Below are 14,575 nucleotides of genomic sequence, written 5' to 3' on the forward strand. Positions count from 1 at the left end.
TGGCTCCCGCGGGCACCCGAACGGCGCGCAACGGCCCACCCGCTGCAACGAGTTCGGTCGACGGTGGTCCCGGCTCCGTCGCGAACGCGCAGGGCCCGTCAGGGAAGCGGGAAGGATGCGTCAAGGTCTCGGCAACCGACCCCCGCCCGGCGCGTCACCGCCGCCGATCGGCTAGCGTGGACCGCTCCCCCTCCCGACACCCGTCCCAGGAGCACAGCGCCGTGTCCGACAGCTTCGCGCACCTGCACGTCCACACCGAGTACTCGATGCTGGACGGAGCGGCGAAGAACGGCAAGCTGTTCGCCGAGGCGGAGAGACAGGGCATGCCCGCCATCGCGATGAGCGACCACGGCAACATGTTCGGCGCCTACGAGTTCTTCCACGCCGCCGCGAAGACCGGCGTCAAGCCGATCATCGGCATCGAGGCGTACGTGGCGCCGTCCTCGCGCTTCCTGAAGAAGCAGGTGTTCTGGTCGCCCGGCGGCCAGCGCCCGACCGGCGCCGACGGCGAGGGCGGCAAGGACGTGTCCGGCGGCGGCCGCTACACCCACATGACGATGTGGGCACAGAACGCCACCGGCCTGCGCAACCTGTTCAAGCTCTCCTCCCTCGCGTCGATGGAGGGCTACTACATGAAGCCCCGGATGGACCGCGAGCTGATCGCCGCGAACGCCGAGGGCATCATCGCCACCACCGGCTGCCCCTCCGGCGAGGTGCAGACCCGGCTGCGGCTCGGCCAGTACGAGGAGGCCGTGAAGGCCGCGGGCGCGTACCAGGACATCTTCGGCAAGGAGAACTACTTCCTGGAGCTGATGGACCACGGCCTGGACATCGAGCGCGACGTCCGCGAGGACCTGCTCCGGCTCGCCAAGCAGCTGAACATCCCCCTGCTGGCCACCAACGACTCGCACTACGTGACCGCCGACCAGGCCGACGCCCACGACAGCCTGCTCTGCGTCGGCGTGGGCAAGAACAAGGACGACCCGAACCGCTTCAAGTTCAACGGCTCGGGCTACTACGTGAAGACCGCCGAGGAGATGCGCGAGCTGTTCCGCGACCTCCCGGAGGCCTGCGACAACACCCTGGCCATCGCCGAGCGGGTCGAGTCGTACGAGGAGGTCTTCACCTACGTCGACCGGATGCCGCAGTTCGACGTGCCCGAGGGCGAGACCCAGGCCTCGTACCTGCGCAAGAAGATCGCGGCCGGCCTCCAGCACCGCTACGGCGACAACCCGAGCCAGGAGGTGCTTGACCGGGTCGAGCTGGAGATGGGCGTGATCACCCCGATGGGGTTCGACGCCTACTTCCTCGTGGTCGCCGACATCTGCCAGTACGGCCGCGACAACGGCATCCCGGTCGGCCCCGGCCGTGGCTCGGCGGCCGGCTCGATGGTCGCCTACCTGACCGGCATCACCCAGCTCGACCCGCTGGAACACGACCTGCTGTTCGAGCGCTTCCTCAACCCCGAGCGCATCAACCCGCCGGACGTCGACATCGACTTCGACGATCGCCAACGCGACCAGATGGTGCGCTACGTCACCGAGAAGTACGGCTCCGCGTACACCGCGCAGGTCAACACCTTCGGCACGATCAAGGCCAAGGCGGCCGTCAAGGACGCCAACCGGATCCTCGGCTACCCGTTCTCGATGGGCGACCGGATCACCAAGGCGATGCCGCCGGACGTGATGGGCAAGGGCGTCCCGCTGGCCGACCTCTTCAACGAGAAGCACCCCCGGTACAACGAGGGCACCGAGATCCGGGGGCTCTACGCGAACGAGCCGGACGTCAAGAAGATCATCGACACCGGCCTCGGCATCGAGGGCCTGATCCGCGGCACCGGCGTGCACGCGGCCGCGGTGATCCTCTCCTCGACGCCGCTGCTCGACCTGATCCCGCTGCACATGCGGGACAAGGACGGCACCATCATCACCGGCTTCGACTACCCGTCGTGCGAAGCCATGGGCCTGATCAAGATGGACTTCCTGGGTCTGCGGAACCTGGGCATCATCGACCACTGCATCAAGATCGTGAAGGCCAACCGGGGCGTCGACGTCGACATCGAGAAGATCCCGATCGACGACCCCACCACCTACCAGCTGCTCGCCCGCGGCGACACCCTCGGCGTGTTCCAGCTCGACGGCGGCCCCATGCGCGCCCTGCTCAAGCTGATGAAGCCCACCGAGTTCGCCGACATCTCCGCCGTCTCGGCGCTGTACCGGCCCGGCCCGATGGGCATGAACTCGCACACCAACTACGCGCTGCGCAAGAACGCCCAGCAGGAGATCATCCCGATCCACCCCGAGCTGGAGGAGCCCCTCAAGGAGGTCCTCGGCCCCACCTACGGCCTGATCGTCTACCAGGAGCAGGTCCAGCGTGCCGCCCAGGTCCTCGCCGGCTACTCGCTCGGCCAGGCCGACCTGCTCCGCCGGGCGATGGGCAAGAAGAAGAAGGAGGTGCTGGAGAAGGAGTTCGTCCCCTTCCACGCCGGCTGCAAGGAACGCGGCTACTCCGACGAGGCCATCCAGGCGGTCTGGGACGTCCTGGTCCCGTTCGCCGGCTACGCGTTCAACAAGTCGCACTCCGCCGCGTACGGCCTGGTCTCCTACCAGACCGCCTACCTCAAGGCCAACTACCCCGCCGAGTACATGGCCGCCCTGCTCACGTCGGTCGCCGACGACAAGGACAAGATGGCGGTCTACCTGGCCGAGTGCCGGCAGATGGGCATCAAGATGCTCTCCCCCGACGTCAACGAGTCGGTGGTCGACTTCACCGCCGTCGGCAGCGACGTCCGCTTCGGCCTCAAGGCGGTGCGCAACGTCGGCGTGCCCGTGATCGAGTCCCTCGTGCGCACCCGCGACGAACAGGGCAAGTACACCTCCTTCGCCGACTTCCTGGACAAGGTCGAACTGGTGGTGTGCAACAAGCGCACCGTCGACTCCCTGATCAAGGCCGGCGCCTTCGACTCGCTCGGCCACTCCCGGCTCTCGCTCAGCACCGTGCACGAGAGCGCGATCGACGCCGTCACCGGGGTGAAGAAGCAGCAGGCCATCGGGCAGGACGACCTGTTCGGCGCCCTCGACGGCGGCGACGGCGGGCCCAGCATCGGACTGGACTTCCAGCTCACCGAGAACGAGTGGCCGCGCCGCCAACTCCTCGCCCTGGAACGCGAGATGCTCGGCCTCTACGTCTCCAGCCACCCGCTCGACGGCGCCGAGCACATCCTCTCCCAGAGCCGCGACACCTCGATCGCCGAACTCCTCGGCTCCGGCCGCTCCGAGGGCGAGGTGCGCCTCGCCGGGCTGATCACCGGCGTCGACCGGCGGATCAACAAGGCCGGCAACGCGTGGGCGATCATCACCCTCGCCGACCGCGACGGCTCGGTCGAGGTGCTGTTCTTCCCCGCGACCTACAACCTGATGGCCGAGCAGATGATCGAGGACAACGTGATCTCGATCCGCGGCCGGCTCAACGAGCGCGACGGGTCACTGAGCGTCTTCGGCCAGGAGATCACCACCCTCGACGTCTCCTCCGCCGAACTCGGCACCAAGCCGCCCGTGCACATCACCGTCCCCGCCGCCCGGATCAACCCCCGGGTCGTCGCCGAACTCAAACTCGCCCTCCAGTCCCACCCCGGCGACGTCCCGGTCCGGCTGCTCACCACCAACTGGGACAAGAACACCCTCTACGAGCTCGGATTCCGGGTGAACCCGGACAACGGGCTCGCCTCGGACATCAAGACCCTCCTGGGCAACCGGGCCTGGGCGGGAGCGAGCATCCGGTCCTGACCCAGGGCGTCACGGTCCGGGCCCGGACGTCACGGTCCGGGCCCGGGGGCGCCGACTCCTTCGGAGGGCGGTCGAAGGTCCGGTGCGAATTCGTCGCGACGGCCTTTCACATCGGGGGCGGCGGCCTGCCAGACTGGCGTCGAGGGCCGGTCAGGGACGGACGGCCACGGCGGCCAGGCAGGACGCCTGAGCGTCGCTGATCCGTTCGGCGTCCGGCTCGGGGCGCCAGCGGGGGGTGGAGGTGATGCCGGGGTCGAGGAGGTCCCAGCCGGTGAAGAACCGGCTGAACTCGTCGTGGTCGCGGGCCCGGACGGGGTTGCCGTTGTCGCGGTAGACCCGTTCCATGCGGGCCGCGTCCTGGGGGGCGTAGTCGGGGGTGAAGTGGCTCATCACGAGAGCCGAACCGCGGACCGTCATCGCGTTCCTGAGGGTCTCGGCGATCTCGTGGGCGCCCTCGGGGACGAAGTGGAGCAGGGCGACCAGGCTCAGGGCTATCGGCCGGGTGAAGTCGAGCACACCGGTGGCCCGGACCGCCTCCAACAGGGCCTCGGGCTCGCGGACGTCGGCCTGGACGTACGCGGTGCGCCCTTCGGGGCTGCTGTGGAGGAGGGCCTGGGCGTGGGTGAGGACGATGGGGTCGTTGTCGGCGTAGACGATCCTGGCCCGCGGTTCGGTCCGCTGGGCGATCTCGTGGAGGTTGGGCGAGGTGGGGATCCCGGTGCCGATGTCGAGGAACTGGGTGATGCCGCTCCGGGCGAGCGCGCGGGTGGCGCGGTGCATGAAGGCCCGGTTGGCGCGGGCCGCGAACGGGGCCTGCGGGAAGACGGCGAGGGCGTGTCCGGCGGCCTCCCGGTCGGCGGGGAAGTTGGTCGTGCCGTCGAGGAAGTAGTCGTACATCCGTGCCGTGTGCGGGCGGTGGATGGCGAGGTTGACCTCGGCGTCCGACGGTGTGACGGTGTCGTCGTGCTGCTCTGCTGCCATGCGTTTCCCCCTGCGTCGGCTGTTGTCACGCCCGCAGGCCGGCGCGCACCACGAACCCCGTGGCGAGGTGTGGCGAACCCCTGGCGCGGGCCATCGTCCACTATGCCCACACCCCGCCGCGGACAATCAAGGTGCCGTCCCGCCCCGCCGGGCGCGGGCTGCCCGGCTCGACGTGGTGCGGCCGACCCGGAGCCCAACCCGATTGCTTCCGATCGAATATGACTGATCATCATTTAACTCATCGTCATATGTCAGGTCGTATAAGCCTTTTTGTGATTGCCTTCACATTCGACTCCCCGGAACGATTGGATGTCCGTAGGGAGGACGGCGAGTCCTCCACGGACCCCACCGTGCCCGACCCCGGGTCGGCCGAACGTCGTCCCCCCGGGGCCGACGAGGAGGATCATTGACCAGTGACGACGAGTGGGCAGCGGTTCGGCCCACTCACCGACTGTCGTACCGGCCGTTCTGCGAGCGCCACGAGAAGGCCTGGCGCGCGGTCGCCCGGGCGCGGCTGCACGACCCGGAACTCGTCGACCAGGCGGTCCGCAGCATCCGCCGGGAACTGCGACAGAACTGGGTCGGCGTCCTGAGCCAGCCCGACGTCGAGGCCCACGCCTGGATGATCGCCAAACGGTGCATCGCCGACCGGGAGTTGAGCACCGGCCAGACCCCGCCCAGGGCGGTCCTCCCGGACTGGGCCGTCGCCATCCGGCGCGCCCACGCTCAGGCCCGGATCAGCCTGGAGAACCTCGACAACGACTACGAGGCGCTCTACAAGGCGATCCTGCGTCTGCCGGAGCGCCAGTACGACATGATCGTCCTCCGCTACATGCTGGAAATCGACTACCCGCTGATCGCCACCTACCTCGGCATCACCGAGACCAACGCCCGCACCACCACCAGTCAGGGCCTGGCCAGGCTCCGCCGGCTCCTCGGCGCCGAAACCACCACGGAGGACATGAAGTGACACGGGGACACGACCGCCGGGCAGCCGCCCCCTGGAACTGGCCCTACGGGTACGACGACGAACCCGATCAACCGGTCGAGCTGCCCGACGGCGTGTCCACCCCCGACCTGCGCCGCCTCGTCCGCGCCCGATCCCCCCTGGGCGCCGAACACCTCCAGGCCCGCCACGAACTCGACCTCGCCGCGGCCCTGATCATCGCCCAGCCCGAGGCCCCCGACTCCCTGAAGGCCCTCACCAACAACCGGCAGCGCGTCCACCCCGGCGGCGCGCTCGTCCTGGCGGCGCTGCTCCACCTGACCGGACACGACGACGGCTGCCAGTTCTGGCTGCAGTTCGCCGCCGGCGGCGGCAGCACCACCGCCGCCAGCTGCCTGTCCTTCCTGCACGCCAGCCGCGGCGAGTTCCGCGACTCCGACTACTGGCGCAACCAGGCCGACCGGCTCGCCGCCGAACCCCGCGACCGGGCCGCGCCGACCGCGCCCTGGCCCGGCCGGCCGCTCCCGCCCGCCGTGTGGGCCGAGACCCTCGCCGCCTGCCACGAGGGCCTGACACTGCGCCTGCCGGCCCGCGTCGCCGCCGTCGTCCACCAGCTGCCCGTCCACTCCGACGACGAGGACCACGGCGAGATCCCCCAGCCCTCCCCCACCCTCGTGGACGACCTCGCCCACGCCTCCAGACACTCCCGCCACCTCTGACCCCCGGCCCGGACCCGCCCCTGGCACCCGCCCCGGGCATCCGCTTCGACCCGCCGTTCGACGTGCCCGTCCACCCAGGCCCTATGATGCGATCGATCCGGTTCGATACCGTTGTCACACCGTCGGGTTCATCGCGAACGATCCAGTTGGGGGCCGATGTTGGACGCGTGGGAAGTGCTGGAGCCGGCCGTCGCCCGGGTCTGGCCGAAGGTGCCCGACAGTCTGTCCGAAGCCGAGCGCGAACGCCTGGAGGCCGAGGTCCTGGTGGCGCTGCGCGCCCTGGAGGCCGCGCTCGACCAGGCGCCGTCGGCCCTGTCCGGCGCGCCCGGGGATGGTGCGCCCGGAAACGGCGCGCCCGACGCCGTCGAGCAGGCCGCCCACACGGTGGCCGCCGCCTTCGAGGCGCACCCGCCGCTGGGCGACCTCCTGGCCGCCGAGTTCGACGCGCTCACCGAGGGCCGGGAACGCTTCGGTCCGGACGCCCCGCCGCCCTCCTGGGACACGATGCCGCGGTCGCTGCTCGTCCCCGTCCTCTACGCCACCGACCGCGCGCCGGCCACCGGGAACGGCGGCCCCCGGACGGGGCCGGGGTACGGCGGCGAGCGCGGACAACTGTCGTACGGGCAGGCCCTGGTGAACGTCCCCGACGACCACCGGGTCGGCGCCGTCGAGAAGCCCCGCTGGTGGCGGCTGCACTTCCGCACCAACCCGGCCCGGGACACCCACCTCGGCGACGTCAGCCCGCTCACCGCCACCGAGTTCGCCGAGCTGGCCCGGGGCCACCACCTCCCGGAGGGCGCCGGCGGCCCCCGGTCGGCGCTGGTGTTCGTCCACGGCTACAACGTCTCCTTCGCCGACGCCGCCGTCCGCGCCGCCCAGATCGCCTACGACCTGAACTTCACCGGCCTGCCCATGCTGTACAGCTGGCCGTCCAAGGCCTCCGTCACGGACTACGCGGCCGACGGCAACGCCGCCCGCCGGGCCGTCCCGTACTTCCAGGAGTTCCTGCGGCACGTGCTGACGGACACCGGCGTCGACGAGCTGCACATCGTCGCCCACAGCATGGGCAACCGGGTGGTCGTCGACGCCCTGGCAGACCTGGACACCACCGCCCTCCCCGCGGGCGCGGGCCGGCTCGGGCAGGTCGTCTTCACCGCGCCCGACGTCGACGCCGAGGTGTTCCGTCAGCTCCTGCCGCGGATCGTCCGCCAGGCGCGCGGCTGCACCCTCTACGTCTCCACCAACGACCTGGCGCTCGCCGCCTCCCACCGCCTGGCCGAACACCCGCGGGCGGGCCAGGCCGGACCGAGCCTGGTGGTCGCCCCCGGCCTGGACACCGTCGACGTCTCCGACCTCGACACCGGCCTGATGGGCCACTCCTACCCGGGCGACCACCGGTCCGTCCTGTCCGACCTGCACGGGCTGCTGCGCCACGGCCACGGGCCCTCCCAGCGCTACGGGCTGGCCCGGGTCCCGCACCCGGACGGCGCGTACTGGGCCTTCCAGCCGTAGCCCGCCAGATGGCGGCCCCTCCCCCTCCCCGACGAACGAACACACAGGGCATGGCGACGACGATCCCCTCGCAGGGCGGGACCCCCTCCCCGCGACCCCACTTCCTGGACAGCTACCCCTTCCGGTGGACCGACCCCGGCGCCGTCGAGCTCCGCGACCTGCTCGCGTCCGTCCACTTCCGGGTCAACCCGGTGCTGGAGCTGGCCCAACAGGCGGGCATCCCCCCGGCCGCGATCAACTGGGATCAGCCGATGACGCTCGTCTGGTTCGAGCTGATCACCGTCGCCCGGAACCAGGAGAAGCTCCGCCCCCTGCTCGAACGAATCGCCGCCGGCCCGGACGTGGCCCTCGCCACCCGCATCCGCGAACTGCTCGCCGCCCGACCCGTGCTCCCCGCCCCCGAACCGGAGCCCCCGGCCGACACCTGGGCCGCCTTCCGGGACCCGGACGAGCAGGAACGCCAGATCTTCCGCACCTCCGAGTACCAGGACGTCGCGTTCCTGCGCCGCGGCGCCGAACTCGCCACCGCCGTCTGCCGACTGCTGGTCACCCACGCCGACGGCACGAGCTGCTACGGCACCGCCTTCCGGATCGGCCCCGAGCTCCTGCTGACCAACCACCACGTGCTGTACTCCGGGAACCGGCCCGCGAAGGCGGTCGAGGCCTGGTTCGGCTACGAGCAGGACCTCGACGGAAGGGAACTCACCTACCGCACCGTCCGGTGCTACGCCGGCACGGCCGTCGGCCGGCCGGAAGCCGACTGGGCCGTGATCCGCGCCGCCGACCCCCTGCCCGAGGACGCCCTGGTGGTGACGCTCCCCGAACGGGTCTCCGTCGCCGAGGGCGACCGGGTCTGCATCATCCAGCACCCGCACGGCCTGGTGAAGAAGCTCGCCGCCCGCCACAACGTGGTCCGGCACGTGGACGAGCAGGTCGTGCAGTACTGGACGGACACCGCGTACGGCTCCTCCGGCTCCCCCGTCTTCGACGAGCGCTGGCAGTTGGTCGCCCTGCACCGGCGCAACACCCGCGTCGGAGGGCTGCTCAGCACGTCGGAGTTCCGCAACGAGGGCCTGCGCATCGAACGGGTGGCCGCGGACCTGGCCGCCGCCGGGGTGAGGTGAGCCGGTGGCACTGCTGGACCAACGCTCGTTCCCGCAGGACGACCCGAGAGCCCAGAGGCTGCTCAACACCCTCATGGATTCCTACGGCCTCCAGCCCGCGTCCCGGCAGCTCGCCGCCCTCGCGGGCATCGGCGCGGCGGAGATCCACTGGCAGGAAAGGATGTTCGACGTCTGGCCGGACATCGTCGAGCTGGCGGCCGCGACCGGGCGGCTGCGCAAGCTCGTCCAGGCCGCCGCCGACGATCCCAACTCCCAGGCCAACGCGGTGGTCTTCAGGTACCTGCTCACCGAGGAGGCGGCCGAGCAGCCCACCGACCCGTTCGGCCACGGCCTGATCAACGACCGGCAGCGCGCCTTCTTCGACCGGAAGTCCCTCCGTGACCGGCTGCGGGAGATGGTCCAGGACCGCGGCCAGCGCGTGCTCACCGTCGAAGGCGGTCCGCGGACCGGGCGGACCTTCACCTGGTTCCTCCTCCACCACGTGCTCACCAGCCAGGGGATCGACCCGTGCCGGATCCGGATGAGCCTGTACACCGAGCCGGTCCGGGTGGCCGAACTGACCGCGTTCCTCAACGACGAGTTCCGGGAGTGGAGCATGGACATCGACCACCACTCCTCCGAGGACCAGCAGGCCGACCGGCTGATCAGCCAGCTCAGGGGGCTGATGCGCGAGGAGAGGCGGTCCGGCCCGGCGCGGCCCCGGCACTGGCTCGTCTTCGACGACTCGGAGTCCCTCCGCTTCACCGAACCCGCCCTGCGCGCGGTCAGCCGGCTGGTCGAGGCGGTGGTCGAGGAGGAGATGGCGGACCGGCTGCGGATCGTACTGCTCGCCTACGACGGCTGGCTGCCACCCGACATCGAGTGGCACGCGGCCAGGGAACGGCTGACCCCGATCGGCGTCGCGGACCTCCACGAGTACTTCCACGCGGTCGCCGCGGACGCCGGCTGCCCGATCGACGCCGAGACGGCCGGCGACCTCACCGCCAAGCTCCTGAACGAGACCGGCCACGACGCCTGCCTCCCCGACGGCCCGCTCCCCCTGACCGCCGCGATCCAGCACACGGCTGTCGGCCTCGGCCGAAGCCTCTACCAGGGACGTTGACGACGGTGACCGAGACCATCACCCTGCCGCCCCGCGCCGGCTACCGCGAACGGACCGCCCTGCTCGGCGCGTTCACCGCCGAGAGCCTGGAGACGGCCACGGCGGAGACAGCCGCCGCGGCGAGGGACGCGGACGAAGTCGACGCGTCCCTGCGGGACTTCCTCACCCAGGACTGCGAACGGGTCACCACCCGGGAGGGTCGCCGCTGGCGGCTCACCCCCGAGGTGCGCACCCTCACCATCGAGGCCCTGGGCGGCCCGGAACGCCTGCGGGCCGCCCTCACCGCCGCGCCCCGCGCGGATCGCGACGCCGCCCGCGACTGGGTCGAGCGGTTCCTCACCGAACGGAACCCCCCGCTGGAGCAGCAGGGCTTCGACGAGCTCTACGCCGCCCTCACCGTGGTCGGCTGGTTCCGTGACACCCCCGGCACCCGGGCCGCGCTCGCCGACCACGGACTGACCCTGCCGTCCACCGACGAGCTGCAGCACAACCTCAAGCGCGCCCGGCTGCTGCAACCGCTCCGGGCGCTCGCCGACGAGACGTTCACGGGCCGGCGGGACGAACTGAGCACCCTCGGCGGGTACGTGGACGGCCAGGACGGCTACTCCCCCTGGCTCCTGGTCCACGGACCGGGCGGCGTCGGCAAGTCCACACTGCTGTCGCGCTTCCTGCTGGACCGTGACGCCCGGGGCTCCGTCGCCCACCTCTACCTGACCTTCGAGCGTCCCGAGCTGGCGCCGGAACGCCCGCTCACCGTCCTGATCGAGGCCGTCCGCCAAGTCGCCTTGCTGGCACCCTGGTTGAGCCCCAGGGCCGAGGCCCTGGAGCGTTCCCTCCGGCGCGCCGTCGCCGCCGACCTAGGCGCGGAGCAGGACCGCAGTTCCTCGTCCAAACACCGAGGCTCACAGGCACGGGACACCGACCTGCTGCTCCACCGGTTCGGCTCCTTCCTGACCGCCTTCGGGTCCGAGTACGGCGGCCAGGTGCCACTGCTCGTCCTGGACACCTTCGAGCGGGTGCAGCGCCGCGGCCGACACGCCCAGGAACGTCTGCTGCACGCCCTGGACAGCCTGCGCTGGACCTGCCCGAATCTGCGCGTCATCGCCGCCGGCCGCGCGCCGGTCGACGACCCCCGCTTCCGTCACGTTCCGCTCGACGGCTTCGACCCGGCGACGGCCCGCCGCTTCCTGCGCCGGCACGTCACCGAACTCACCCGGGCCACCGACGAGGAGCTGGACCTGGTCACCGACACGGTCGGCCGGAGCCCGCTCAACCTCAAGCTGGCCGCCGCCCTGCTCCGCCACGAGTCCGACGCCCTGCGGGACCCAGCGCTACATGACCAGCTGCGGGAGAAGCTGGAGGCCGAGACCGTCCAGGGCGTGCTGTACCGGCGCATCCTCGACCACCTGGACGACCCGGACCTGCGCCGCATCGCCAGCCCCGGCCTGGTCGTCCGGAAGGTCACGCCGGAGGTCATCCGGCACGTCCTGGCCGATCCCTGCGGCCTCGGCACCGTGGACGAGGACCGCGCTTGGGAGCTGTTCGACCGGTTCCGGAAGGAGGTCTCCCTGGTCGAGGAGGTACCGGGGCAGTTCTCGGTCGTCCACCGGGCGGACGTCCGCGCCGTCATGCTGCCACTGCTCCGGCACGACCATCCCGAGGTCGTGGAGCTGATCCACCAGCGGGCGGTCGCCCACTACGAGGAGAACGGCGACCGGGTCGAGGAGCTGTACCACCGGCTGGCCCTGGGCGAGCCGACCGCGACCCTCGACGACCGGTGGGACGAGGAGGCGGGCCGACTGCTGGAGCCGGCCTACGACGAACTGCCACCGCGCTCACAGGCCTACCTCGCCGAACAGTTGGGGAACATCGCCCCCGAGGAGATCCGGGCGCAGGCCGACGACGAGACCTGGGCCCGACAGGCGCTGCGGGCAGCGGATCAGCTCCTCGTCGACGGCCATCCTGACGAGGCGCTGGCGGTCCTTCAGGAACGTCCCCAACAGGTGGGCGAGAATGGCCTACTCGCCGCTCAGTACATCAACGTCCTGGCCGCCTTGCGCCGCTGGGACGAGGTGGACGCCATGGCCGACGCCATTCTCGACGACGAGACCGACCCGATCACCACCGCCGCCATGCTCATTCTGCGCGCCCAAAGTGCCACGGGTCGTGGAGACTTCGGCCTGGCTCACGAACTGCTCAACCGAGCCCTGCTCGCGGCGGAAGCCATCCAGGACACGTTGGTCCTGCTCGGCATCAATGTGGTCCTCCTACGCCTGCACAGGACGGGCGGTTCGCTGGACTCGCTCGACGCCCGGCGACTTCGCACCCGCACACTCGCCATCGTCAGCGAGCTGGACCCGCGCGACATCGCCCGGAATCCTGACCTCGTTCGCAAGATCGCCGCTGAACTCGGCGACGATGCACCCGAGTTGGTCGCCATGACTGCCCAGCAGTCCGGCGTCGACCTCTCCGACGGGGGTGACGCCGCCCTGCGCGACACCCTCACCCCTGACGAGTTGCAGGACTTCACCCGGACCACCGGCGTCGACGTCCCGGTCGCCACGACCGACGCGGACACCGACACCGACCCGTCGGGCCCCGCTCTCACCAGCGTGGACTTCGGCGACGCCGTCAACACCTACCTCGGCCGGGACGGCGAGTACCCCGAAGCCTGGAACACAGCAGTGGTCCACAACCTCCGGCACGAGGTGGACACCGTACTGCTGCCCCCCGCCGCCGACCACCCGACGGCCCGTGACATCACCCACGACGCCGTCGTCTTCCTTCCCGGCTTCATGGGCAGTGCGCTCCTCGACACCGAGACCGGCCGACGCGTCTGGGGCGATCCGAAACCCTCCAACCTCCTCCGGCTGGGTCTCCGCAACCTCCCCTCGCTGCACGTCACCCCCGCCGAGCGCGCGGGCAGGCCCGGCCGCCTGCGCCCCGACGGTCTGCTGCGCGCCCCGGCCTGGCTCTCGACACTCGGCGGCCTGGAAAACTACCAACCCCTGCTCGACGTCCTGCACACCACCGTCCCCCACCAGGACGCCGTCCTGCCCTTCCCCTACGACTGGCGACTCTCCGCCGAGGTGAACGCGCGCCTGCTGGCCGAGGCCGCCCACCACCACCTGGCCGCCTGGCGCGCCAGCCCGCACCGCCTCCGGGCAGCAGGGCCCGGCGAGGAACCCCGGCTGGTCTTCGTCGCCCACTCCACCGGCGGACTCGTCGCCCGGGCGGCGCTGGCGGCCGACTCCCGGCTCGCCGCGCTCACCCGCGACCTGGTGACCATCGGCACGCCCTTCCACGGCACCCCCGCCGTCGCCGAGATGCTCAGCAGCCGCCGCCGGTTCCTGCCGCGCTCCCTGCACGGCCTGGCCGCCACTCTGCCCGGGGTGTACGACCTGCTGCCCGACTTCCGCTGCGTCGAGACCGACGACGGACCGCGCCGACTCCACCTCAACGACATCCGCCGTCTCGGCGGCAACCCGAACCTAGCCGCCGCCGCCCTGGCCGCACGGGCCGCGGAGTCCCGCGCGCCCTTCCTGCCCCGCACCCGCGCCGTGGTCGGCATCGGCCAGCCGACCGTCCAGGGCTTGCGGCTCACCGAGGACGGCGTCGAGCCGCTGCTGACGGCGCCACGCACCCACGCCGACGGCCACCCGTACCGGAGCGAGACCGGCGAGATCGTCCGCTGGGACCGCGGCGGGGACGGTCTCGTCCCCCGCGATGCCGCCGCGCCCTCCGCCTCGAACGCCGTCCTGTACGTGTCCGGCCGGCACGGCACCCTCCCCTCGGATCCGAACGTCCTGGAGCTCGTCCGGTCCGTGCTCACCGACCGGCGGCCGGCCGCCCACCGACCCCGCCCGGCCACGGGCGCCCTCCAGCGCCCCGGGCTCGGCCTGTCCCTCCCCGAAACGGCCGTCTCCGGGCAGCCGTGGGCGCTGATGGTGCACGGCGCGCCGCCGGAGGGCACCGCCTGCCACATCGTCGACGAGGCCACCGGGGTGACCGTGGCCGCACCCCGACTCCTCCTCAGCGAGGAGACCCTGGTCGCCGCCGTCACCCTCCCCCGGCCGGGCCTCTACCGAGTCACCGTCACCTCGGGCGCCGAACGGGTCAGCGACCTCCTCCTGGCCACGGGCCTCGTCTGACAGCACCACAGGAAGGGCGGCCGGGGCGCACTGCTCCGGCCGCCCTTCCGCATCCCCGGGGCCGATCGGCCCGCTCTCCCACACACCAGGGTGAATGCCTTCTCATTTGGAGGAATTAAAGCTATTTGTCGGATTTTCAGACGTCATACTACACCCGTACGGTCACTGTGGGTAGCGACTCATTCACTGCACGCCCCTGCCCCACGGTTGCCCGCCCACATCACCACCACCGCCCAGCACACCGTGTGACACCGG

Annotated in this window: 8 protein-coding genes; 7 read left to right on the forward strand and 1 reads right to left on the reverse strand. The window is 71.3% G+C overall.

Going from position 1 to position 14,575, the window contains the following annotated elements:
• Window positions 1-221: 221 nt before the first annotated feature.
• Window positions 222-3,785: a DNA polymerase III subunit alpha gene (gene dnaE, locus ACGF13_RS32450; protein ID WP_392882111.1), complete on the forward strand. Its 3,564-nt coding sequence runs from the start codon at window positions 222-224 to the stop codon at window positions 3,783-3,785.
• A 150-nt stretch (window positions 3,786-3,935) separates the two neighbouring features.
• Here the strand turns inward: dnaE and ACGF13_RS32455 are convergent, their stop codons facing one another.
• Window positions 3,936-4,766, reverse strand: a complete 831-nt coding sequence (locus tag ACGF13_RS32455; protein ID WP_392882113.1) for an SAM-dependent methyltransferase — start codon at window positions 4,764-4,766, stop codon at window positions 3,936-3,938.
• Window positions 4,767-5,172: 406 nt separating this feature from the next.
• On the opposite strand from ACGF13_RS32455, the gene ACGF13_RS32460 reads away from it, so the two are divergent.
• From ACGF13_RS32460 to ACGF13_RS32485, 6 genes are all read left to right on the forward strand, one after another.
• The gene (locus tag ACGF13_RS32460; RefSeq protein WP_392882116.1) at window positions 5,173-5,736 is read left to right on the forward strand and encodes an RNA polymerase sigma factor; all 564 of its coding nucleotides are present in this window, start codon (window positions 5,173-5,175) and stop codon (window positions 5,734-5,736) included.
• The gene (locus ACGF13_RS32465) at window positions 5,733-6,431 is read left to right on the forward strand and encodes a hypothetical protein (protein ID WP_392882118.1); all 699 of its coding nucleotides are present in this window, start codon (window positions 5,733-5,735) and stop codon (window positions 6,429-6,431) included. Before ACGF13_RS32460 ends, ACGF13_RS32465 begins: the two co-directional genes overlap by 4 nt.
• Window positions 6,432-6,587: 156 nt before the next feature.
• A complete protein-coding gene (locus ACGF13_RS32470; protein ID WP_392882121.1) occupies window positions 6,588-7,943 on the forward strand; it encodes an alpha/beta hydrolase in 1,356 nt (451 codons plus the stop codon).
• Window positions 7,944-7,993: 50 nt separating this feature from the next.
• A complete protein-coding gene (locus tag ACGF13_RS32475) occupies window positions 7,994-9,067 on the forward strand; it encodes a trypsin-like peptidase domain-containing protein (protein ID WP_392882123.1) in 1,074 nt (357 codons plus the stop codon).
• A 4-nt stretch (window positions 9,068-9,071) separates the two neighbouring features.
• Window positions 9,072-10,169, forward strand: coding sequence for an effector-associated domain EAD1-containing protein (locus tag ACGF13_RS32480; protein ID WP_392882126.1), 1,098 nt, complete (start codon window positions 9,072-9,074; stop codon window positions 10,167-10,169).
• Between the two features lie 5 nt (window positions 10,170-10,174).
• Window positions 10,175-14,320 (forward strand): AAA family ATPase, encoded by a 4,146-nt coding sequence (locus ACGF13_RS32485; protein ID WP_392882128.1) that lies wholly within the window; start codon window positions 10,175-10,177, stop codon window positions 14,318-14,320.
• Window positions 14,321-14,575: the final 255 nt, after the last annotated feature.

Source organism: Kitasatospora sp. NPDC048286 (genome assembly GCF_043201735.1).
GTDB lineage: Bacteria > Actinomycetota > Actinomycetes > Streptomycetales > Streptomycetaceae > Kitasatospora.